20 protein-coding genes are annotated in these 21734 nt (G+C 65.1%); 7 read left to right on the top strand and 13 right to left on the bottom strand.

Going from position 1 to position 21734, the window contains the following annotated elements:
• Positions 1–87 precede the first annotated feature (87 nt).
• Both HWQ56_RS15660 and HWQ56_RS15665 read left to right on the top strand, forming a co-directional pair.
• Positions 88–1395: an MFS transporter gene (locus HWQ56_RS15660; RefSeq protein WP_176571084.1), complete on the top strand. Its 1308-nt coding sequence runs from the start codon at positions 88–90 to the stop codon at positions 1393–1395.
• Positions 1396–1492: 97 nt separating this feature from the next.
• Positions 1493–2494, top strand: a complete 1002-nt coding sequence (locus HWQ56_RS15665; RefSeq protein ID WP_158158887.1) for an aldo/keto reductase — start codon at positions 1493–1495, stop codon at positions 2492–2494.
• Positions 2495–2542: 48 nt separating this feature from the next.
• Here the strand turns inward: HWQ56_RS15665 and HWQ56_RS15670 are convergent, their stop codons facing one another.
• A complete protein-coding gene (locus HWQ56_RS15670) occupies positions 2543–2944 on the bottom strand; it encodes a hypothetical protein (RefSeq protein ID WP_176571085.1) in 402 nt (133 codons plus the stop codon).
• Between the two features lie 242 nt (positions 2945–3186).
• Here HWQ56_RS15670 and HWQ56_RS15675 point away from each other — a divergent pair, with 242 nt between their 5' ends.
• Positions 3187–5340: a TonB-dependent siderophore receptor gene (locus HWQ56_RS15675; RefSeq protein ID WP_245217763.1), complete on the top strand. Its 2154-nt coding sequence runs from the start codon at positions 3187–3189 to the stop codon at positions 5338–5340.
• Positions 5341–5388: 48 nt separating this feature from the next.
• Here HWQ56_RS15675 and HWQ56_RS15680 read toward each other — a convergent pair whose 3' ends face one another.
• From HWQ56_RS15680 to HWQ56_RS15695, 4 genes are all read right to left on the bottom strand, one after another.
• Positions 5389–6408: a branched-chain amino acid aminotransferase gene (locus HWQ56_RS15680; protein WP_158158892.1), complete on the bottom strand. Its 1020-nt coding sequence runs from the start codon at positions 6406–6408 to the stop codon at positions 5389–5391.
• A 98-nt stretch (positions 6409–6506) separates the two neighbouring features.
• On the bottom strand, positions 6507–7262 hold the full coding sequence (locus HWQ56_RS15685; RefSeq protein ID WP_176571086.1) for a class II aldolase/adducin family protein: 756 nt from the start codon (positions 7260–7262) through the stop codon (positions 6507–6509).
• Between the two features lie 131 nt (positions 7263–7393).
• Positions 7394–8713: an LLM class flavin-dependent oxidoreductase gene (locus HWQ56_RS15690; protein WP_158158896.1), complete on the bottom strand. Its 1320-nt coding sequence runs from the start codon at positions 8711–8713 to the stop codon at positions 7394–7396.
• 18 nt (positions 8714–8731) lie between these two features.
• Positions 8732–9691, bottom strand: coding sequence for an ABC transporter substrate-binding protein (locus tag HWQ56_RS15695; protein ID WP_158158898.1), 960 nt, complete (start codon positions 9689–9691; stop codon positions 8732–8734).
• A 259-nt stretch (positions 9692–9950) separates the two neighbouring features.
• Here HWQ56_RS15695 and HWQ56_RS15700 point away from each other — a divergent pair, with 259 nt between their 5' ends.
• The gene (locus tag HWQ56_RS15700; RefSeq protein WP_158158900.1) at positions 9951–11147 is read left to right on the top strand and encodes a hypothetical protein; all 1197 of its coding nucleotides are present in this window, start codon (positions 9951–9953) and stop codon (positions 11145–11147) included.
• A gap of 46 nt (positions 11148–11193) precedes the next feature.
• Entirely contained in the window at positions 11194–11814 is a 621-nt protein-coding gene (locus HWQ56_RS15705) for a histidine phosphatase family protein (RefSeq protein WP_158158902.1), read from the top strand.
• Between the two features lie 485 nt (positions 11815–12299).
• Here HWQ56_RS15705 and otnI read toward each other — a convergent pair whose 3' ends face one another.
• The 6 genes from otnI to HWQ56_RS15735 all read right to left on the bottom strand — a co-directional run bounded on the left by otnI (position 12300) and on the right by HWQ56_RS15735 (position 18481).
• Positions 12300–13091, bottom strand: coding sequence for a 2-oxo-tetronate isomerase (gene otnI, locus HWQ56_RS15710; protein WP_158158244.1), 792 nt, complete (start codon positions 13089–13091; stop codon positions 12300–12302).
• Positions 13092–13113: 22 nt separating this feature from the next.
• Complete coding sequence (locus HWQ56_RS15715; protein ID WP_176571087.1) at positions 13114–14571, bottom strand: GntT/GntP/DsdX family permease; 1458 nt, start codon at positions 14569–14571, stop codon at positions 13114–13116.
• 90 nt (positions 14572–14661) lie between these two features.
• Positions 14662–15300 carry a 3-oxo-tetronate 4-phosphate decarboxylase gene (gene otnC, locus HWQ56_RS15720; protein ID WP_158158246.1) on the bottom strand — a complete coding sequence of 213 codons (639 nt, stop codon included), beginning with the start codon at positions 15298–15300 and terminating at the stop codon, positions 14662–14664.
• On the bottom strand, positions 15297–16589 hold the full coding sequence (gene otnK, locus HWQ56_RS15725; RefSeq protein WP_176571088.1) for a 3-oxo-tetronate kinase: 1293 nt from the start codon (positions 16587–16589) through the stop codon (positions 15297–15299). Before otnK ends, otnC begins: the two co-directional genes overlap by 4 nt.
• 7 nt (positions 16590–16596) lie before the next feature.
• Positions 16597–17502 (bottom strand): L-threonate dehydrogenase, encoded by a 906-nt coding sequence (gene ltnD, locus HWQ56_RS15730; RefSeq protein ID WP_176571089.1) that lies wholly within the window; start codon positions 17500–17502, stop codon positions 16597–16599.
• Between the two features lie 178 nt (positions 17503–17680).
• Entirely contained in the window at positions 17681–18481 is an 801-nt protein-coding gene (locus HWQ56_RS15735; protein ID WP_176571090.1) for a DeoR/GlpR family DNA-binding transcription regulator, read from the bottom strand.
• Between the two features lie 36 nt (positions 18482–18517).
• Between HWQ56_RS15735 and HWQ56_RS29265 the strand changes: the two genes are divergently transcribed.
• Positions 18518–18649, top strand: coding sequence for a hypothetical protein (locus HWQ56_RS29265; protein WP_280634411.1), 132 nt, complete (start codon positions 18518–18520; stop codon positions 18647–18649).
• 144 nt (positions 18650–18793) lie between these two features.
• A complete protein-coding gene (gene lpxO / locus HWQ56_RS15740; protein ID WP_158158250.1) occupies positions 18794–19693 on the top strand; it encodes a lipid A hydroxylase LpxO in 900 nt (299 codons plus the stop codon).
• A 74-nt stretch (positions 19694–19767) separates the two neighbouring features.
• Here lpxO and HWQ56_RS15745 read toward each other — a convergent pair whose 3' ends face one another.
• Entirely contained in the window at positions 19768–20985 is a 1218-nt protein-coding gene (locus HWQ56_RS15745; protein ID WP_176571091.1) for a multidrug effflux MFS transporter, read from the bottom strand.
• A gap of 284 nt (positions 20986–21269) precedes the next feature.
• Complete coding sequence (locus HWQ56_RS15750) at positions 21270–21554, bottom strand: DUF2790 domain-containing protein (RefSeq protein WP_158159248.1); 285 nt, start codon at positions 21552–21554, stop codon at positions 21270–21272.
• Between the last annotated feature and the right edge of the window lie 180 nt (positions 21555–21734).

Genomic DNA, 21734 nt, shown 5'->3' on the forward strand with positions numbered 1-21734 from the left:
ACACACAAAGACAGTGCCTGCTTCGTCACAGACACTCAAGGGTGGCTCACGATAGCCGCGAATAACATAAAAACAGAGAGAAATTGCATGTCTACCCCAACCGCCCTTGACCATGGCACTTCCAGCGTCAGGGACGCTGTGTACCGGCGCATCACCCTGCGCCTGATCCCCTTCATCTTCGTCTGTTACCTGTTCAACTACCTGGACCGCGTGAACGTCGGGTTCGCCAAGTTGCAGATGCTCGACGCGCTGAAGTTCAGCGAAACCATCTACGGCCTGGGTGCCGGTATTTTCTTCATCGGCTACGTGCTGTGCGGCCTGCCCAGCAACCTGGCGCTGACCCGCTTCGGCCCGCGGCGCTGGATCGCGGTGATGATGCTGGCCTGGGGAGGGTTGTCCACCTGCCTGCTGTTCGTCACCACGCCCATGGAATTCTACGTGCTGCGCCTGCTCACCGGCGCTGCCGAAGCGGGCTTCTTCCCCGGCATCGTGCTGTATCTCTCCCAGTGGTTTCCCAATGCCCGGCGTGGCCGCATCATGGCCTTGTTCATGTCGGCCATTCCCGTGTCCGGCCTGCTGGGCAGCCCGTTCTCCGGCTGGATCCTCAACCACTTCGCCGTGGGCCAGCACGGCCTGGCGGCGTGGCAGTGGATGTTTCTGATCCAGGGCATTCCGACCATGGTGCTGGGCGCGCTGGCCTATTTCCTGCTCAGCGACAGCTTCGCCAAGGCCACCTGGCTGACCAGCGAACAACGCCACGTGGTGGAAAGCGACCTGGCCGAGGACGCCCGCAACAAACCTGCGCAGCAGCGTGACAGCCTGGGCGCGGTGTTCGCCACGCCGCTGATCTGGGTGCTGGGGCTGATCTACTTCTGCATTCAGAGCGGCGTATACGCCATCAATTTCTGGCTGCCGTCGATCATCAAGAACCTGGGCTTCAGCGATGCCCTGGTGATCGGCTGGTTGAGCGCCATTCCTTACCTGCTGGCCGGTGTGTTCATGTTGCTGGTGGGCCGCTCGGCGGACCTGCGCAACGAACGCCGCTGGCACCTGGTGGTGCCGATGCTGATGGGCGCCGCGGGCCTGGTGATCGCCGTGAACTTCGCCGCCACCCCGGCCATCGCCATCGTCGGCCTGAGCATCGCCACCATGGGCGCCCTCACCGGCCTGCCGATGTTCTGGCCCCTGCCCACGGCGCGCCTGAGCGCGGGGGTGGCCGCGGGCGGGCTGGCGATCATCAACTCGGTAGGCCAGATGGCCGGGTTCCTGAGCCCCTACATCGTCGGCTTCATCAAGGACCAGACGGGCTCCACCGACGCGGCACTGTACGCACTGGCAGGGCTCATCGTGGTGGGTAGCGCGGTAGCCTGGAAGGTCGCCGGCAAACGCGCCTGACCTGGCCTGCCCTGGCCCTGATGGCGTAAAGAGCACTGGCGGCGCCGGGGCCACCCGGCGTACCTTTGAGGCTTTCCACCGCAAAGGGATGTCACCGATGATTTACCGTGCATTGGGCCACAGTGGCCTGAAGGTTTCCGCCCTGACCCTGGGCAGCATGATGTTCGGCGAGCAGACGGCCACCGAGGATGCCCTGCGCATCATCGACAAGGCCTGGGACCAGGGGATCAATTTCATCGACACCGCCGACGTCTACAACGGCGGGCGCAGCGAGGAAATCGTCGGCGAAGCCGTGGCCCGTCACCGCCATGACTGGATTGTCGCCACCAAGGTCGGCTTCGGTCCCGCCGACGGCGTGCCCAACCGCAGCGGCCTGAGCCGCAAGCATATCTTCAACGGCGTGGAAGCCAGCCTGACACGCCTGGGCACTGACTACATCGACCTGTACTACCTGCACCGCGATGACCTCACTACGCCGCTGGAGGTGACCGTGAGCGCCATCGGCGACCTGTTGCGCCAGGGCAAGATCCGCCACTGGGGCGTGTCCAACTTCCGCGGCTGGCGCCTGGCCGAAATCGTCAACGTGGCCCAGCGCCTGGGCGTGGACAAGCCGGTGGCCAGCCAGCCGCTGTACAACATCGTCAACCGCCAGGTCGAGACCGAGCAACTGACCGCCGCGGCCTACCACGGCCTGGGTGTGGTGCCCTTCAGCCCCCTGGCCCGCGGCGTGCTCAGCGGCAAGTACACGCCTGGCGCGGCCCCCGACGCCGGCAGCCGCGCGGGGCGCCAGGACAAGCGTATTCTGGAAACCGAGTGGCGCGACGAATCCCTGCACATCGCCCGGCAGATCCAGGCGTACACGGAGGACAAGGGCGTGGGCATCGTCGAGTTCGCCATCGCCTGGGTGCTCAACAACCCCCGCGTCAGCTCGGCCATCGTCGGGCCGCGTACCGAAGCGCAGTGGGACACCTACGGCGGTGCGCTGCAGGTGAGCATCACGGCTGAGGACGAGGCTTTCATCGACAGCCTGGTAGCGCCAGGGCACCCCTCGACACCGGGCTACAATGACCCGGGCCACTTCGTCAGCGGCCGCGCCTGACCCCCGCAGGCGCTGGAAAACCAGCGCCTGCAGCTAGCCAGGGCAGGTTCAGGTCAGGCATACCAGGGGCAGGGCCTGGCGCACGGCTTCCTGTTCCGAAGCCACGGCCAGGTGCGCGATGCCGAAGGCCTTGACCGCCATTTCCCCGCGCGCCCGAGCCTCGGCGCGCTGCTGCTCGTCAGGTTCGATGCTGATCATCGCCTTGCACACCGTGGCCAGCGGAATCTTGTTGTGCTTGAGCCAGACACCGCGCTGACGGCGGTCTTCGGTAGTTTCTTCCTGGCGCAACTGGTCGTAGATCAGCACGAAGGGCCGGCCATTCTCCACCAGCGCAGTGGTTTCCGTTTCCCACTGGCTGGCGTAACCAGGCGTCACCGCCTGTTCACGGAAATAAACCAGCGGAAAGCGGCTGACGTCATGTACGGCGAAGCGGGTCGTGTCGAGTGACATGTGGTTACTCCTTGGCGTGTGTCAACGGCAGGTTAGCCGTGCAACACGGCGCAGCGGAAGTGCAGAAGACGCACTTCATAAGTGCGCGAGGCGGCATTTACCCGAGCGGCGACAGCACTGAGAATGCGTCGCAACATCATCAGGCCATCACTTCGAAACGATGGCTCTGCTGAGCGCGCGCCCCTCGCCGGGCGCCCCGGCGTTCTCCTGCATTCTCCCACTCGCTGCTCAAGGAACCGAAGATGCGCATGTCCGCGCCCTGCCCCCACAGGCTTACCTCGCTGTCCGTTGCCCTGCTCGTCACCCTGGCGGTGCCCCTGCCCGCCAGGGCCGCCACCGCCAGTTCGACCGCGACCACCGTCGACCTGCCCAGCACCACCGTCGACGCCCAGAGCATCGCTGATTCGGCCACCACCGAAGACACCCGCGCCTACACCACCGGCCAGACGGCCGCCGCTACCCGCCTGCCGCTGTCGCTCAAGGAAACGCCACAAAGCGTGACCGTGGTCACCCGCCAGGCGATGGATGACCAGCAACTGGACTCGGTTGACCAGGTGGTGGCCCGCACCACCGGCCTGTCGACCCAGACCTACGACACCGGGCGAGCGTATTTCTATTCCCGCGGGTTTCAGATCGACAGTTTCCAGTTCGACGGCATCCCCACCGCCTTCACCCCCGGCACCAGCTTCCTGGACACCGCGCTGTATGACCGCGTGGAAGTGGTACGCGGCGCCACCGGGCTGCTGACCGGGGCCGGCAACCCATCGGCGTCCATCAACCTGGTGCGCAAGCACCCCACCCCCGACTTCTCCCTCAAGGCCAGCGTCAGCGGCGGTTCGTGGGACAATTACCGCGGCACCGTGGACCTTTCCACCCCGCTGAGCGCCGACGGCCGGGTGCGTGGGCGTTTCGTGGCGGTGGAAGAGATCGGCCACTCCTACCTGGACCGCTACCAGGCGAAAAAACAGGCGTACTACGGGGTGGTGGACGCCGACCTCACCGACGACACCACGCTGAGCGTGGGCTACGAAGACCAGGACAACACCCCCACGGGGGTGACGTGGGGCGGCATGCCGCTGTTCAACAGCGACGGCTCACGCGCGCACTACTCGCGCTCGGCCTCGCTGGCGGCGAAATGGAGCCGCTGGGACACGCGCCAGCAGACGGCCTTCGCCAACCTGGAACACCGCTTCGACAACGGCTGGAACGTACGGCTGGCGCTGGACCACAGCCAGACCACCAATGACGAGCGCCTGCTCTCCACCTTGGGTTATCTGGGCACAGGGCTCTACCCACTGGCCCTTGCCGAGAAGGACACCAACCGGCAGAACAGCGTCGACCTGATGGCGAGCGGCCCCTTCACCCTGCTGGGTCGCGAGCACGAGGCCGTCGTGGGCTACATGGACTCGCGGCGCAAGGAGCATGCCCTGGGCACCGGCTTCGTGTACCCCGGCGGTGTTCTGGAGGCCAACGGCGAATTCCCCATGCCCGACTTCGGCGCCGCCTCCTGGAGCGCGACCGACGCCCTGATCAAGCAGCGCGGGGCCTATGCGGCGTTGCGGCTGTCGGTGACTGACCCGTTGAAAGTGATAATCGGGGGCCGTGTGAGTGAATACGAAATCAGCCAGGACACCGCCGGCACCCTGTTCGACTACAAGACCCGCGGGCGCTTCACCCCCTATGCCGGGGTGATCTACGCCCTGAACGACACCTATTCGGCCTACGCCAGCTACACCGAGATCTTCAACCCGCAAAGCTACAGCGACAGCAGTGGCAAGATCCTGCAGCCGACCACCGGCAAGAACCGCGAGGTGGGCTTGAAGGCCAGTTACCTGGATGGTCGGGTCAATGCCTCGCTGTCGGTGTTCGATGTGCGCCTGGACAACGTCGCGCAGACCGACACCGGCAACTACGTGCCGGTCACCGGCGCGCAAGCCTACTATGCCGCCAATGGCACCAAGTCCCAGGGCTTCGACTTCGACCTGCAGGGTGAACTGGCCCAGGACTGGAACCTGATGTTCGGGTATTCGCACTACACCGCCAGCCAGGGCGATGGTTCACGGCTGAGCAGCGCCTTGCCACGCACCACGGCGAAACTGTTCACCACCTACCGGTTACCCGGGGCGCTGGACCGTTTGACGGTGGGCGGTGGTACGCGCTGGCAGAGCGGCTTCTACGAGGATGCGACCAGCGCATTGGGGACGGTGAAGGTAGAGCAAGGCGCCTACGCCCTGACGTCGTTGATGGCCCGCTACGACCTGACCGACCAGGTGCAACTGGGCTTCAACCTGGACAACCTGTTCGACAAGAAGTACTACAGCATGATCGGCTTCTACAACCAGGCGCTGTACGGCGACCCGCGCAACTTCACGGTGTCGGTGAGCTACAAGCTGTAACGGCCACGGGCGTGCGGGAGCTGGCTGGCCAGCTCCCGCCATCAGGCATCAGGCCTTGACGATCCAGCCCGCCGGGGCTTCGACATCGCCGAACTGGATGCCGGTCAGCTCGTTGTAGAGCTTGACGGTCACCGGGCCGACGCTTTCCAGGCTGTGGAACACGTGCAGCTTGTCGTTGTACTGGATACCGCCGATCGGCGAGATCACCGCGGCAGTGCCGCACGCGCCCGCTTCCTTGAACTGGTCCAGCTGGTCGACGAACACGTCGCCCTCGACCACTTTCAGGCCCAGGCGGCTTTCCGCCAATTCCATCAGCGACAGACGGGTGATGCCCGGCAGTACCGACGGCGATTTGGGCGTGACGAACTCGTTGTGCTCGGTGATGGCGAAGAAGTTGGCCGAACCGACCTCTTCGATCTTGGAGTGGGTGAGCGGGTCCAGGTAGATGCAGTCGGCGAAGTTGTGCTGCTTCGCGTCGGCGCCGGGCAGCAGGCTGGCGGCGTAGTTGCCACCGACCTTGGCTGCACCGGTACCCTGCGGCGCCGCGCGGTCGTAGGTGGAGATGGAGAAGTTGTGCGGCTTGAGGCCACCCTTGAAGTAGGCGCCAACCGGCACCGCGAACACCGAGAAGATGAACTCGGGGGCGGTACGCACGCCGATGTTGTCACCCACGCCGATCACGAACGGGCGCAGGTACAGCGCGCCACCGGTACCGTAGGGCGGAATGAATTTCTCGTTGGCACGAACCACCTGCTTGCAGGCCTCGATGAACATCTCGGTGGGCACGTGGGGCATCAGGAGGCGCGAGCAGCTGCGCTGCATGCGCGCGGCGTTCTGGTCAGGGCGGAACAGGTTGATCGACCCGTCCTTGCAACGGTAGGCCTTCAGGCCCTCGAAGCACTGCTGGCCGTAGTGAATCGCCGTCGAGCCTTCAGCAATGTGCAGGACGTTGTCTTCGGTCAGGGTGCCTTCCTGCCAGGCGCCGTCGCGCCATACCGACAGGAAGCGCAGATCTGTCTTGATGTAATCGAAACCCAGGTTGTCCCAATTTATGCCAGCGCCGCTCATGATGCCCTCTACAGATGATCGCAAGGATGCAATTCGTTGATCAGGCGACAAAGATACGGCGCCAGGGGGCTTGCGGCAAGCGCGGTTTGCCCTGGCTGTCACGAACAGTAGGACGCGCGCTGGCCCTCTATCAACGTCAGGGCAGCCGCCCAGGCCATGTCGATGATCCGCTCGACGCCATCACTGTCGAATTGGGCAGCGGTATGGGCGCAGACATCCGCCGAGGGGTAGACCAGCTTGCCACCCCCGGCCAGGGCCTGGACCTGCGCCTGGCAAGCCCGTTCCAGGAAATGGATCTCGTGGAACGCTTCGGCCACCGTGCCCCCGCCCACCAGCAAGCCGTGGTTGCGCAGGATCATGGCCCGGTGCGGGCCCAGGTCGGCGATCAGCCGCTGGCGTTCGTCCAGCGACAGGGCGATGCCTTCGTAGGTGTGGTACGCCAGCTTGCCGTAGAACTTCAACGCGTGCTGGCTGATGGGCAGCAACCCGTGTTCCTGGGCCGACACCGCGATACCGGCGGCGGTGTGGGTGTGGATCACGCAGGCCAGGTCCGGGCGGGCCATGTGGATGGCTGAATGAATCACGAAGCCTGCGGCGTTCACCGGGATGTGCGCGCACGCGGGGTCCACGGCCTGGCCGTGCTGGTCGATCAGCACCAGGTCGCTGGCGCGCATGTGGTCGAACAGCACGCCGTAGCGGTTGATCAGGAAATGATGCTCGGGGCCCGGCACGCGCAGCGTCAGGTGCGTGTCGATCAGGTCGGTCATGCGAAAATGGGCAATCATGCGGTACAGCGCAGCGAGGTCGCAGCGGGCTTGCCACTCGGTGTCGCTGCAGGTTGCGGGGCGCGTCATGGGCTTTCCTCCTGGCGGGTGCTCTGGGGGCACCTGGCGGCTTGATGATAGCCCGTACACGCTGAAGGGTTTTGCCCATTGACGACAGTGTTGAAGCGATATGCGCCGTGCAACGCCCCCCGTGTGAAGCGTCAGCGCAGGTTGCGAGGAATCGCCAGCCCCAGGTTTTCGCGCAACGTGGTGCCCGGGTATTCGCGGCGGTACACACCTTTTTCCTGCAACAGCGGCACCACCTCCTCGGTGAAGCGGCGGAACTGTGCGGGGTGGCCGATGTAAAGGTTGAAGCCATCCACCGCCCGCGCCTCGAACCATTCGGCCATGGTCGTAGCCACGGTCTCGGCGGTGCCGACGAACGCGCCGGGGCGCAACTGGCGCGACGCCTCCACGGCCTGACGCAAGGTCAGCCTGTCACTGACGGCGCGGTCGGTGATGCGCTTGGCCACGGTAAAGAAGCTGCTGCGCGCATGCTCCAGCGCCTGTGCCGGGAACGGCGCGTCAAGGTCGTACTGGCTGAAGTCATGCCAGCCGAAGGAGCGTCCGAACTCCAGTAGCGCCTGGTCAAAGCTATGGTCGGCCTGGTGGTACTGACGCTCCAGTTCGCGAGCCTGCTCGTCCGTGTCGCCGATAAATACCTCGGCCCCTGGCAATACCAGGACCTGCTCGGGGTCGCGGCCCTGACGCACGGCGCGCGCCTTGATTTCCCGGTAGAACTGCTGGCCCTGCTCCAGGTTCGGCGCGTGGGTGAAGATCACGTCGGCGATGGCCGCGCCCAGTTCCCTGCCCTGCTCCGAATCGCCGGCCTGGAAAATCACCGGCTGGCCCTGGGGCGAGCGCTGCAGGTTCAGCGGGCCCACCACCGAAAAGTGTTCACCCTTGTGGTTCAGCGCATGCAACTTGGCGGGATCGAAATAGCGCCCGGTAGCGCGGTCGCGCACGAAGGCGTCGTCTTCCCAGGACTGCCACAGCCCCTGCACCACCTGCACATGTTCCTTGGCCCGGCCATAACGGGTGTCGTAGTCATAATGTTCGTCGCGGCCGTAATTGCCCGCGGTGCCAGCGTCGCCGCTGGTGACCACGTTCCAGCCGGCGCGGCCCTTGCTGATCAGGTCCAGCGACGCCAGGCGCCGGGCCACGTTGAACGGCTCGTTGTAGGACGTGGTCAGGGTGCCCACCAGGCCGATGTGGCGGGTAGTGACGGCCACGGCCGAGAGCAGCGTCAGCGGCTCCAGGCGGTTGAGGTAATGGGGCGGCGAACCCGGGGTGATGAACTGGCTGTCGACAATGAACAGCAGATCGAACAGTGCCGCTTCGGCCTGCCGAGCGATGTCGATGTACCAGTCGATGTTGACGCTGGCGTCGCTGGGCAATTCGGGGTCCAGCCACAGGTTGTGGCGGCCGGGGCCGCCGACGCCCATGGTCAGGGCGCCCAGTTTCAGTTGGCGTGTGCTCATGGCGACGCTCCTTATCGGTTATGGCGCGGCCTGGGCCGTGGCGGGTTGCTGCACGGCAGCGTTGAAGGATGTGTCGAACAGGCTGGCCGCCGGGTAGGACTTGATCAGCCCCAGGCCGCTGAAGAAATCAATGGTCTTCTGGGCATCGGCGATACTCTGCGGCGTGACCGGCCCCAGGTCAGTCTTGGCTCGGCTGAACCAGGCACGGGCGATTTCACGGTCGGCGCGGGTTCGCTCGGCCCAGGCATCGGCATAGGCGTCATTGTGGGCGGGGTCGGTGACGGTCCATTCGCGGGCCTTTTTCAGGCGCTGGAGAAAGTCGGTGATGGCGGCGCGCTTGTCGTCCAGCGAGTGGTTGCTGGCTACCACGAAACTCTGCGCCGGGATCAGCCCCTGGGCCGAGGCGATCACCCGGCCGCCCTGGCGCTCCTGTTGGGTGACGTAGGGTTCCCAGGTGGCGATCACGTCCACCGAACCGCCGTCCAGGGCATGGGAAGCATCCAGGGCGCTGAGGTAGCGCACGTCCACCGAGTCCCGGGGTACGCCGGCCTTGTCCAGGGCAGTGAACAGCAACTGCTGGCTCCAGGAGCCTTTCCAGATTGCCACACGCTTGCCGCGAATGTCGGCGACGCTCTTGATCGGCGAATGCTTGCCGACCACGATGGCCACGCCGTCGAGGTTTTGCCGGGTGACGGCGATGACCTTGATGGGCGCGCCCAGGGCGCCCAGGAACAGCGGCGGCGCATCGCCCAGCAGGCCCAGGTCGAGGCTGCCGGCGTTCAACGCCTCGGCCACGGGAGAGCCGGCGGTGAACTGCTTCCACTCCAGGGTGTACGGCAGCCCGTCCAGGACCCCGGCGGCCTCCATCACGGCGCGGGTGTTGTAGCTCTGGTCGCCCACTGTCAGCGTCAGCGCCGACGCGCCAAGGCTGAGGGATGCGGCCAAGGTGGCGGCCGCCAGTTGCAGGAATCTACGCACAGCAATCTCCTGATAATCGGTTATATGCAAAGGCTTGCTAAAAACCATGCTGCATAAGCTAACAGCCCCAACTCAACACGTGAAATTCATTTTAGGCATAAGTTAATATGCATTTTCCGCAACTTATAGCGCGCCCGGCGTCCCGCTCCCGAGGGCAGCCCTGCGCTTGCAGGTCAGGTACACTGCACTGATCGCCCGGCACGGGCGGCTCCATCAACGTGCAGCGGCCATGTATGGCCAGGGACTTGCCTGACCCGTTATGCGAATCATCGAGAAGAACGGCGCCCTGGTGCGCACCCTGACCCCGGCCGAACAGGTACTGGTCGAAGGCTTTGTCCTGAACCAGCTCGACGGCCATCGCCTGTTGCAGGCCAACCAGTGGCTGATGAAACTACGCGGCGCCGGCCAGTGGCTGGCCTGCGACTGCCAGCCCGCTGCCCTGCCGGTCATGAACGTGACCCTCAACAGCAGCACCGGCACGCTGTTTCTGAAGAACAACCCGGGTACCGCCGAGCACGCGGCGCACTGCCCATTCATCAAGGATGCGCGCGAGCCTGGCAGTGCCAGCGAGCACGATGAGCCGCCCGCGGCCTGGCTGGCCCCGGATGTGCCCCTCAGGTTGATTGGCGAGTTTCGTTCTTCCGGCAGCGCGCCGGGTACCAGCAACGCCAGCGGCGTGGGCACCCGCAAGGAGCAGCATCGCCTGCTGTCGCTTCTGGTGACGTTCATCGAGGCCTCGGGCCTGAACGTGTACGCCACTGACCTGAAGAAAGACCTGACCCGCCAATTCGCCGAGTTGCGCAGCGTCGCCAGCCGCTACCCGCTGGTGGAGCGCGTACCCGCCAGTCATTACCTGGAAACGCGCATCGACATGAAACACATGATGATGCTCAAGGCACGGCTGAAGGAGTCCACGGCGTTCGGCAGCCAACGGCGCTACGGCCTGCTGCTGGACTGCGTCAACGAAGTGCGCACGCGCAAGGTCTTCAACGGCCGCAGCGACAACGGCTTCGACTTCCAGGGCTACCACTGGCTATGGGGCGGCGAGCGCACCAGCGGCCCATTGCTGGCCCTGGCGCTGTACTCGCCCACCACGGCGGGCAGCCAGTATTACGAGATGATCCACGTGGCCACGGTGCCGGTGCTGTCGCGGGCGCAGCTGTTTCCGGTGTTGCGCGAGGAAGAGCGCGAGCCGCTGAAGATGCTGGTGTCGCTGATCGACTGGATGGCTGGCAAAGGGGTGCGGGTGGTCATGCGCCGGCCGGTGATTGGCGGCGACGTGATGGATGAACTGGTGCTCAGTTCCAACCTGGATCGGGTGCTGTCGGTCTCGCTGATGAAACAGCCCCTGGGGCCGGAGCCCAGCAGCGACACCTTCAAACGCCTGGCCGACTTCAAGAGCCTGGACACCTTCAGCAAGTACGTGGCAGGGTTCTTCATGCGCGCGCGGGATTGAGAAGCCGTACGCCCTGCCCTGCACCCTGAACGCCACGGAGGTTTGCTTGCCTGCCCCTACCCTGCTGTTGATACGCCATGGCGAAACCGCCTGGAATGCCCAACGCCTGCTGCAAGGCCGGCGCGACATCGCACTGAACGATACCGGTCGCGGCCAGGCCGCCGAGTCCGGCCTGTGCCTCAAGGCCCTGCCCCTCGACCTGAGCACCTGGGACTTTGTCGCCAGCCCGCTGGCACGAACCCGCGAGACCATGGAAATCGTGCGCCGAGGCGCCGGCTTGCCAGCGGCCGACTACCGCCTGGACGAACGCCTGGTGGAGATTCATTTCGGTGAATGGGAAGGCTTGAGCTGGGAGCAGATCCGCGAGCAGGCGCCCGGGCACTACGAAGAACGCTGGGCCGACCCGTTGAACTATCCCGCCCCTGGTGGGGAAAATTACCCGATGGTGTTCGACCGGGTCGAGGCGGTGCTGCAAGGCCTGACCGGTGACACCGTGATCGTGGCCCACGCCGGCATTTTGCGCAGCGTGCTGGCGTTGCGCGGCGGCGTAGACCCGGCGCGGATTCCATTGATCGAGATTCCCCAGGACCGGGTGCTGGTGGTGCGTGGCGGTGGGTTCGCGTGGTTGCAGGCCAGCACCGCGTTGCACAACCAGACGGCGACATGACCTTCGCTTCCCACAACCCTGTGGGACCGGGCGAAGCTCGGGAAAAGCGCACCGCGCAGGGTCTGAAGGTTCGCGTCGCCCGCTTCCCGAGCTGGCGCCCGGTCCCACAGGGTTGGGCTGAGGGAGTGGCGTTTTCGCTGTGGGACCGGGCGAAGCTCGGGAAAAGCGCACCGCGCAGGGTCTGAAGAATCGCGTCGCCCGCTTCCCGAGCTGGCGCCCGGTCCCACAGGGTGAGCTGCGGGAATGGAGTTTTTCACTGTGGGACCGGGCGAAGCTCGGGAAAAGCGCACCGCGCAGGGTCTGAAGGTTCGCGTCGCCCGCTTCCCGAGCTGGCGCCCGGTCCCACAGGGTTGGGCTGCGGGAGTAGCGTTTTCGCTGTGGGACCGGGCGAAGCTCGGGAAAAGCGCACCGCGCAGGGCCTGGAGGTTCGCGTCGCCCGCTTCCCGAGCTGCGCCCGGTCCTGCCAAGTTACCTTGTCGCGGACCTTATGGCCGCTGCAACGCGCGCCAGCGACGCAGCCATTCCAGGCCTTCGCTGGTGTCGGCCTTGGGCCGGTATTCGCAGCCTACCCAGCCGTCATAGCCCAGTCCGTCGATCAACTGAAGCAGGTAGGGGAAGTTCACTTCGCCCACGTCAGGCTCGTTGCGGTCCGGTACCCCGGCGATCTGGATATGGCCGATGCCAGCCAGGTCACGGCGCAGCTTGACGGCCAGGTCGCCTTCGACGATCTGGCAGTGGTAGAAATCGAACTGCACCTTGAGGTTCGCCGCGCCCACTTCGCGGCAGATCGCGTGGGCCTGGTCCTGGCGGTTGAGGAAAAAGCCGGGCATATCACGGGTATTGATCGGCTCCAGCAGCACGGTGACCCCGGCCTTGGCCGCCTGGGCGGTGGCGAACGCCAGGTTTTCCAGGTACACCCCGTGGTGGCGGGCGCGGTCGGCTTCCGAAGGCAGCAAGCCAGCCATGACGTGCACCCGCGTGTTGCCCAGCACTGCGGCATAGTCCAGCGCGCGCTCGAAGCCGGCGCGGAACTCGGCCTCGCGGCCAGGCAAGCTGGCAGTGCCGCGCTCACCCTTGGCCCAGTCACCGGGCGGCGCGTTGAACAGCGCCTGTACCAGGCCGTTGTCATCCAGGCGCTGCTTCAGTTCGGCGGCGCTGTAGTCATAGGGGAACAGGTATTCCACGGCCTCGAACCCATCGGCGCTGGCGGCGGCGAAGCGGTCGAGGAAGTCATGTTGCGGGTACAGCATGCTGAGGTTGGCGGCAAAGCGAGGCATGTTAACTCCGGTATTCGACAGGTCAGACAAACGGCCACAGCAGCAGCGTCATGAAAAAGCCCAGGGTGCCCAGCACCGTTACCAGCACGGTCCAGGTGCGCAGGCCGTCGGCCACGTTCAGCCCGGCCAGCTTGGTGAACATCCAGTAGCCGGCGTCGTTGATGTGCGACATCGCCAGGCCGCCACCGCCCATGGCCAGGCACAGCAGGGCCAGATGGTTGGCGCTCAGGTTCAGGGTGGCGATCAACGGGCTGAGAATGCCGGCGGTGGTCACCAGCGCCACCGTGGTAGAGCCTTGCACAGCGCGCAACAGCAGCGTCAGGATGAAGCCCAGGGCCAACACCGGCAAGCCGGTATTGCGCAGCGCTTCGGACACTACCGCACCAATACCGGTGTCCACCAGTACTTTGCCGAATACGCCCCCGGCGCCGGCGATCAAAATCACCATGGCCACGCCTGGCAAGGCCGAGCCGATCACATCCGACACCTGGCTGCGGCTCCAGCCGCGGCGCGAGCCCAGCAACCAGGCACACAGCAGCGTGTCCAGCAGCAGCGCCACCAGGGGCGCGCCGAGCACGGTCATGACACTGCGCAGGCCCGACTCCAGCGGCAACAACGTCGTGGCCAGGGTGCCCATCAGAATCAGCAGAATCGGCAGCAGGATCAGGGCGATGATCAGGCCGAACCCGGGTGCCGGTGCAGCCGGCAGGCGCGCGGCCAGGCTGCTGGCGCTCTCCTCCAGGCCCAGGGTCTTGGCGTGCGCCGCCTCGCTGGTGTGGGTGTAGTCGCCCTTGGCCCAGGCCACCAGGTCGGCGTTGCTGACGTGCGGGCCATACACTTCGGCACGGATGTCATCGGTCATCGGGTACACCCGGCGCGTCATCCGTCCGGCGATGAAATAACCCAGCAGGCACAGCACGCCGACAATGGGCAAGCCAAACATCAGCACCCGGCCCAGGTCGGCCCCCAACTGCGCCGCGGCAGCCACGGCACCGGGGTGCGGGGGCAAAAACGCGTGCACCGACAGCAGCGCCGCGCACATGGGCAGGGCGAAGATCAGCAGCGGTTTGCGCGCCGCCCGGGCGACACCGTACGCCAGCGGCATGAGGATAATGACCCCCACCTCGAAAAACACCGGGATACCCACCATGAAACCCGCCACGGTCAGGGCCAGTGGCGTACGCCGGTTGCCGAACCGGGCAATCAGGGTCTTGGCCAAGGCTTCAGCCCCGCCCGACAGCTCGATGATCCGGCCGATCATGGCGCCTAACGCGATGATGATGGCGATGTGGCCCAAGGTCTTGCCCATGCCGCCTTCGATGGTGGCGACCAGGTCCTGGGCTTTTACCCCGGCAACCAGGGCAACGACGATGCTCACCAGCATCAGCGCCACGAACGGCTGGAACTTGAACTTGAGCACCAGCAGCAACAGCACGGCAATGCCGGCACCCGCGATGGTCATCAGCAACAGAGGGCTCATGGCCGGGCACTCCCATACGAACGGCAGAAGGAATCAGTCATTTTTCCGGTTTCCTGTTGTTATTGTTCGGGCAAGCGGTGGGCCGGCGCGCTACCAGCGCGCACCGAAGGTCACGCGCAATGCTTCAAGGGCCGCTGCGTCCAGTGCGTCGGGTTTGGGTTCGGTCATCAGCCACAGGCGGGCGGTCTCTTCCAGTTCTTCCAGGGCGTAGGCGGCCTTGGCCACCGACGCCTCCCAGATCACCGGCCCCAGGCGCTCGAGCATCACCCCGCGCACGCTGTTGGCCAGCAACGCCACCTGGTCGGCCACCAAGGGCGAGCCCGGCCGTTCGTAGGCGATCAACGGAATGGGCCCCACCTTCATCACTTGATAGGGGGTAATGGGGGGCAAGATACTGTCCGGGCGCCATACACCCGCCAAGGTCAATGCCACCAAATGCGTGGAATGGGTATGCACCACCCCGCCCACGCCCGGGTTGCGGTCGTAGACCTGGCGGTGCAGGGCCAGGGTCTTGGAGGGTTTGTCACCGGACACCCAGTCGCCCGCCAGGTTGACCTTGGCGATACGCGCCGGGTCCAGGCGGCCCAGGCAAGCGTCGGTGGGGGTGATCAGCCAGCCGTCGTCCAGGCGCGCGCTGATGTTGCCGGCGCTGCCCACCGTGTAGCCACGGCCGAACAGCAGCCGGCCGATGTCGCAGATTTCCTCGCGCAGTGCGCTTTCCTGGCTCATGCCGCGCCCCCCGCCAGTTGCTTCAGCGCTTTGGTGAAGAAGTCGCGGCCGCCGAAGTTGCCCGACTTGAGCGCCAGGGCCAGGGGCTCACCCTGGCTGCTGACGGTGGCGGGCACACCGGGGTCGATCTGCGCGCCGATCTGCAGCAGTTGCACGCCCAGGGCCTGGACCACGGCGCCGGAGGTTTCGCCGCCGGCCACCACGAAGCGGCGTACGCCCGCTTGCAGCAGGCCCTTGGCGATGTCACCCAATGCGTTTTCCACCAGGCTGCCGGCGCGCTCCACGCCCAACTGGGCCTGCACGGCCTTGACCTCGTCCGGCGAGCTGGTGGCGTAGATCAACACGGTTTGCCCGGCGTCACGGGCAAAGGCCAGGGCCTGCTCGACCACCGCCTCGCCAGCGGCCAGCGCCAGCGGGTCAATGCGCAAGGCCGGGCGCCCGGCTTCGAGCCAGGCAGCCACCTGGCCGTTAGTGGCCGCCGAGGCACTGCCGGCCAGCACCACGTCGCCGCCGCTGACAGTGGGCAGTTGCGCGGCGTCGCTGTCGCGCAGTTTGCCGGCGCGCCGGAAGTTCTCCGGCAAGCCCAGCGCCAGGCCCGAACCACCGGTCAACAGCGGCAGGTCGGCGCAGGCGGCCCCCAAGGTGTACAGATCAGCGTCCGACACGGCATCGGCGATGGCCATGCCGATACCCTCGGCGCGCAGTTGCGCGATACGCTGGCGCACCGTTTCCACGCCCTGGGCCACGGTGTCATAGCGCAGCAAGCCGACCTTGAGGGCGGTCTGTTCCTGCAGCACGCGCACCAGGTTGGCGTCGCCCATGGGCGTCAGGGGATGGTGCTGCATGCCCGATTCGTTCAGCAACTGGTCCTGGACGAACAGGTGGCCACGGAAAATCGTCCGGCCGTTTTCCGGGAACGCCGGGCAGGCCAGGGTGAAATCGCTGCCCAGTCGCGCCAGCAACGCTTCGCTGACCTGGCCGATATTGCCGGCGGCGGTAGAGTCGAAGGTAGAGCAGTACTTGAAGAAGATCTGCTCGCAGCCCCGCGCGCGCAACCATTCCAGGGCAGCCAGGGACTCTTGCACCGCGTCGGCGACCGGTACGGTGCGGGACTTGAGGGCAATGACGATGGCATCGGCGTCCAGGCCTGCGGCCAGGCGCTCATCGGGAATGCCGATGCTCTGCACCGTGCGCATGCCGCCGCGAACCAGCATGTTGGCCAGATCCGTGGCGCCGGTGAAATCGTCGGCGATGCAGCCCAGCAATGGGCGGTTCGGCGTTTGGCTCATGGTCGGCTTACTCCTGCTCGGGCTTGGCCGTGGGCAGTTCGATGCCCGGGAAGATCTTGATCACGGCCGAGTCGTCCTCGCGGCCGAAGCCGGCGCTGGAAGCCTGCATGAACATCTGGTGGGCAGTGGCCGACAGCGGCAGCGGGAATTTGCTGGCACGGGCGGTATCCAGCACCAGGCCCAGGTCCTTGACGAAGATGTCCACCGCCGACAGGGGCGTGTAGTCGGCCTTGAGAATGTGCGGCACGCGGTTTTCGAACATCCAGGAGTTGCCGGCGCTGTGGGTGATGACTTCGTACAGGGCATCGGCATCGACGCCTTCGCGCAAGCCCAGGGCCATGGCTTCGGCGCTGGCAGCGATGTGCACACCGGCCAGCAGCTGGTTGATGATCTTGACCTTGGAGCCCAGGCCATGGACATCGCCCAGGCGGTAGACCTTGCCCGCCATGCCCGCCAGCACGGCTTCAGCCTTGGCGTAGGACTCGGCGGGGCCAGAGGTCATCATGGTCATTTCGCCCGCGGCGGCCTTGGCCGCGCCACCGGAGATCGGCGCGTCGAGGTACAGCAGGTGCTGGGCGGCCAGGCGCTCGCCCAGTTCCACCGCGAAGGTCGGGGCCACGGTGGCGCAGCCGATCACCAGGCTGCCAGGACGCAGTGCGGCGACCGCGCCGTCATCGCCGAACAGCACGGTTTCGGTCTGCTCGGCGCTCACCACCACCGTGATGATCACGTCACACGCCGCGGCCATCGCCGCCGGGGTGGCGCAGGCAACCCCACCTTCGCTGGCGAATTGTTCGGTGACGGCGGCACGCACGTCACAGGCGTGTACCTTGAAACCGGCACGCAGCAGCGACCGGGCAATGCCCAGCCCCATGGCGCCAAGGCCGATGACACCGACGTTGTTGTTATTCATGGCAGTACTCCTGGGGTGAATGCGATGTCCCGATCATGCGCCGATGATCGGATGTTGTTAAGCGATTTCGCCATTTAACATTTTTTAACACGCACTTTGCAACAGGCACGACGAATCCTGCGCAATACCGCGCACGCGATGTTAAAAAACGTTAAATCCCCCGCGGCGTAGCCATGCTTCAAGCCAGCAGCAGGTCTACCCCCAGTTTGCGCACGCTCTCCACTGCCCCGGGCGCCAGGGCGGCGTCGCTGATGATGGTGTCGAACTGCTCAAGGCCGGCAATCTTGTACATACCGAAGCTGCCGTATTTGGAACTGCTGGCCACCAGTACCGACTGTGCAGCCGAATGGAGGGCGGCCTGTTTCACTTCCACCTTCAAGGCCGACGGTGTGGTCAGGCCACGCTGCAGGTCCCAGGCGCTAGTGGAAATGAAAGCGATGTCGGTGGCCAACTGGCGCAGGGTGGCCGCGGCCAGGCCGCCGACGCAGGAGCGGTTGGGGTGGTCCAGCAGGCCGCCGGTGTGGATCACGTCGATATGACGGGCCGCTTCAAGGGCGTGCACGATACCGAAGTCGTTGGTGACCACGGTCATGCCCGACAAGGCGATGATGTGCGGGACAATTTCCAGGGTGCTGGTACCGGCGTCCAGGTACAGGGTCATGTCCGCCTTGAGCAGGCCTGCAGCCAGGCGCGCCATGCCCTGCTTCTGCGGCAGTTCGAGCACGGCCTTGGACTCATGGCTGGGCTCGCTGTGCACCTGGCTGGCAATGCGTACCCCCCCGGTCACCGAGTAGGCACGGCCTTCCTGTTCGAGCAAGGCGATGTCACGGCGTACGGTCATGTGCGAGCAGTCGAACATCTCCATCAACTGGTGCACGCTGAGCACCTGGTGCTTGCGCAACTGACGCAGCATCAGCTCGCGGCGCTGTTCGGGGATCATCGGCGCGCCGGTGCTGGGCGTGGGGGACTCGGTAGGCATCGCAGCTCCAGGACGGGTACAGGACAGGCTGGCGTCATGATACTGATCCTGCCCGGCGGCTTCGACAAGAATATCGCCCGCCCGGGCAGGCAATGGCTGAGTTTGATTCGATCTTCCCCCCAGGCCGATTGCCCGCGCACTGACATGATCGAAGTCAAGGCAGGATGAATACAGCCCCACGACCTTCGCCTACTACTTCCCCCACCCTATCGATCGGTTATACTGGGCGACGCTTTCCTCGCCCTGATTTCGCCTTTTCCTACTTTATTGTGGCCAGGCTTCCGGTATTCGGTCCCCTCTAAACGATCCGTCATGAAATATATAATCCTTGCCCTGTTCATATGTTCCATTGTCTTCATTCATTTTCGCGGACGTGTGCGCCATAAGTTCACCCGCCAGTTGAGTGACCATTCCAGTTTCCTGGCCCCGATCAACGCGTTCCTCTACGTGTTCTCGCGCCTGCCGGCGCGCCCGTACCTGGATGTACGCGAGTTTCCCGACCTGAGCCCGCTGCAGGCGCATTGGGAGGAAATCCGCGAAGAAGGCGTGCGCCTGATGGAAATGGGCGAGATCAAGAAGTCTGCCGGCCACGACGACGTCGGCTTCAACTCCTTCTTCAAGACTGGCTGGAAGCGCTTCTACCTCAAGTGGTACGGCGACAGTCACCCTTCGGCCAGCGCCCTGTGCCCGCGGACCACCGAGCTGCTGGCCGGCATCGGCTCGGTCAAGGCGGCGATGTTCGCCGCCCTGCCCCCCGGCTCGCGGCTGGTGCGCCACCGCGACCCCTACGCCGGTTCGTACCGTTACCACCTGGGCCTGCAAACCCCCAACGACCCGGGCTGCTACATCAATGTGGACGGTGAAAACTACCACTGGCGCGACGGCGAACCGGTGATGTTCGATGAAACGTACATCCACTACGCCGAAAACACCACCGAGCACAACCGCATCATTTTGTTCTGCGACATCGAGCGGCCGCTTAAATATCGCTGGGCTAGCGCCTTCAATCGCTGGTTCAGCTACAAGGTCATGGCCGCTGCGGCGGCGCCGAACAACGAGGGCGACAAGACCGGGGGTATCAACCGACTGTTCAGCCGCCTCTATACCATTCGCGAACGCGGCAAGGCTTTGAAGAAACGCAACCGCACTCGTTATTACGCCGAACAATGGGCCGTCGTGGCGGTATTTGTCTTGCTCTTCATCTATCTTTAATTGCAACTAACGCAACAGTCTTTTCCCCATGACGGTTTAATAACATCAACGGGAATGACGTGAACTGGCTTTCCTCAAGTTGCAGGCTGAAGTTGGCGGCTGTCGGCACGGCGGGCCGCCATGCCCAGGCAGAAGCCGGTCAGGCCCAGCAACGCCGCGGCACTGAGCACTGCCGCCGCGGCGAACGCCGGGTCTTGGCCAAAGCCCACGGCCCAGGTGCATAGGGCGCCCACGGCCATCTGCCCGAACCCGTACAACCCGGCTGCCGAGCCCACCAGGTGCGCGTCCACGCTCAACGCGCGGCTCAAGGCCGCCGGGCTGGCCAAGCCCGCCCCCAGCGCGAACAGGCTGACCAGGCCGACGATCCAGGCCACCGAGCCCCACCCCGCCGTGACCACGGCCAGCAGGCACAGGGCGCTGAGGATGCTCAGCCAGGCCCCTGCCAACAACAGACGGTCCGCCGACACCGTGCGAATCAACCGCCGCGTCAATGCATTGCCTACCGACATGCCGATGATGAGCATGCCCAGGTATAACCCGACCTCGCTCAAGGGCCGGTGCAGTTCAGTACCGATGATGAAAGGCGCGGCGGCGATGAAGGCGTAGATGGCGGTGGTCATGCAGCCGCCGCCCACGGCGAAGCCCAGGAACACCGGCGAGCGCAGCAACAGCCCATAGTCACGGGCCAGGGCGCGCAGGCTGACCTGGCCGCTGGGGGTGGAGGTCTCCGGCAACAAGCGCCAGGTGCACAGCAGGGTGATCGCGCCCAAACTGGCCAATACCCAGAAGATCGCCCGCCAGCCCAGGTGTTCGCTGATCAGCGAGCCGATCAGGGGCGCAAAGCCGGGGCCCACCATCATCATCAGGTTGAGCAGCGCCAGGTCGCGCACGGCGTCTTCCAGCCCAGCGCGATCGCGAGCGATGGCCCGGCCGAGCGCCAGGCCGGCACAACCGCCCAATGCCTGCACCAGCCGTGCCAGCACCAGGGTATGAACGTCACCGGCAAACGCGGCGCACAACCCCGCCACCGTGTACAACGCCAGGCCCACCAGCAGCAGAGGCCGGCGGCCCAGGCCATCGGAGAGCGGCCCATAGGCCAACTGCCCGAACGCCAGGCCCAGGATGTACACACTGATGGTGCGCTGCATCGCGGCGCTGCCGACCCCCAACGCCTGGGCAGCGGCCGGCAGCGCCGGAACGAACATGTGCATGGCCAAGGTGCCGCTGATGGTGATCAGCACCAACAGCCAGAGGGGTGCACGCGGCTTGGCGGTGGACAACGAAACGGGCATATAGATAGCAGCCTAACAAGTAGGCCTACAACTATAGGGACCCGCCCTCCTCTTTGTCTACGTGTGCGCGTCGCTTGTCCTCGCCGTCGCGCAACAGGTCGTACAGCACGGTAGCCGGGCCCAGTATCGCAATCACGACCAGCGCGATCAGGCCTATAGTCGAATGGTTCATGGTCAATCCCTGCCAGGCTGGGTGATATCGCAAGAATCCTCCCAAGGGCGTTGGCCTGGCAACCGCTTTTACCGAGTCTTTACGCCCATTCGCCGGGTCGTTCAGCTGGGGTTCACTCGCCCAGGTTGCAGACCTCGGCCATGCGGCGGTAATCCAGTACATGCTCCTGGTGCTGCGAATCGAGGTACGTCATGTGCGCACCCACCACTTTGCAGGTCTGGGAAGCGTCGGCGTTGTCGGCCAGTACTTTCTGGATGTCCAGGTGCTGGCCATAGTGGTAGCTGTCATGGATAGTATCGGCCTGGGCGACGACGGCCCCGGTGCTGGCCAGGGCGAAGACGGCGATGGCGCTGATGGTGTTGATGTTCATGGTGATGCCCTCAAGCAATTCAATCATCGAAGTGGCCGCTGCAACTGCGTGGCCGTGACGCTATTGAATGCCGGGCGGGTATCTCCAATGTGTCACCCCGAGGCCTGAAAACGGTGGTTTTGCACCACTGTGTATCTGGGGCGCCGCAGATACACTGCAATACAAAGCGAGACGGGCAAACCTTCACCCGCTGGGTAGAATGCCTGC

It is taken from the genome of Pseudomonas eucalypticola (assembly GCF_013374995.1).
GTDB lineage: Bacteria > Pseudomonadota > Gammaproteobacteria > Pseudomonadales > Pseudomonadaceae > Aquipseudomonas > Aquipseudomonas eucalypticola.

Bases quoted from the DNA above. Each gene is read 5' to 3' on its own strand.
- HWQ56_RS15660 (WP_176571084.1), top strand. From the start codon at position 88: ATGTCTACCCCAACCGCCCTTGACCATGGCACTTCCAGCGTCAGGGAC.
- HWQ56_RS15665 (WP_158158887.1), top strand. From the start codon at position 1,493: ATGATTTACCGTGCATTGGGCCACAGTGGCCTGAAGGTTTCCGCCCTG.
- HWQ56_RS15670 (WP_176571085.1), bottom strand. From the start codon at position 2,944: ATGTCACTCGACACGACCCGCTTCGCCGTACATGACGTCAGCCGCTTT.
- HWQ56_RS15675 (WP_245217763.1), top strand. From the start codon at position 3,187: ATGCGCATGTCCGCGCCCTGCCCCCACAGGCTTACCTCGCTGTCCGTT.
- HWQ56_RS15680 (WP_158158892.1), bottom strand. From the start codon at position 6,408: ATGAGCGGCGCTGGCATAAATTGGGACAACCTGGGTTTCGATTACATC.
- HWQ56_RS15685 (WP_176571086.1), bottom strand. From the start codon at position 7,262: ATGACGCGCCCCGCAACCTGCAGCGACACCGAGTGGCAAGCCCGCTGC.
- HWQ56_RS15690 (WP_158158896.1), bottom strand. From the start codon at position 8,713: ATGAGCACACGCCAACTGAAACTGGGCGCCCTGACCATGGGCGTCGGC.
- HWQ56_RS15700 (WP_158158900.1), top strand. From the start codon at position 9,951: ATGCGAATCATCGAGAAGAACGGCGCCCTGGTGCGCACCCTGACCCCG.
- otnI (WP_158158244.1), bottom strand. From the start codon at position 13,091: ATGCCTCGCTTTGCCGCCAACCTCAGCATGCTGTACCCGCAACATGAC.
- HWQ56_RS15715 (WP_176571087.1), bottom strand. From the start codon at position 14,571: ATGAGCCCTCTGTTGCTGATGACCATCGCGGGTGCCGGCATTGCCGTG.
- otnC (WP_158158246.1), bottom strand. From the start codon at position 15,300: ATGAGCCAGGAAAGCGCACTGCGCGAGGAAATCTGCGACATCGGCCGG.
- otnK (WP_176571088.1), bottom strand. From the start codon at position 16,589: ATGAGCCAAACGCCGAACCGCCCATTGCTGGGCTGCATCGCCGACGAT.
- ltnD (WP_176571089.1), bottom strand. From the start codon at position 17,502: ATGAATAACAACAACGTCGGTGTCATCGGCCTTGGCGCCATGGGGCTG.
- HWQ56_RS15735 (WP_176571090.1), bottom strand. From the start codon at position 18,481: ATGCCTACCGAGTCCCCCACGCCCAGCACCGGCGCGCCGATGATCCCC.
- HWQ56_RS29265 (WP_280634411.1), top strand. From the start codon at position 18,518: ATGATACTGATCCTGCCCGGCGGCTTCGACAAGAATATCGCCCGCCCG.
- lpxO (WP_158158250.1), top strand. From the start codon at position 18,794: ATGAAATATATAATCCTTGCCCTGTTCATATGTTCCATTGTCTTCATT.
- HWQ56_RS15745 (WP_176571091.1), bottom strand. From the start codon at position 20,985: ATGCCCGTTTCGTTGTCCACCGCCAAGCCGCGTGCACCCCTCTGGCTG.
- HWQ56_RS15750 (WP_158159248.1), bottom strand. From the start codon at position 21,554: ATGATTGAATTGCTTGAGGGCATCACCATGAACATCAACACCATCAGC.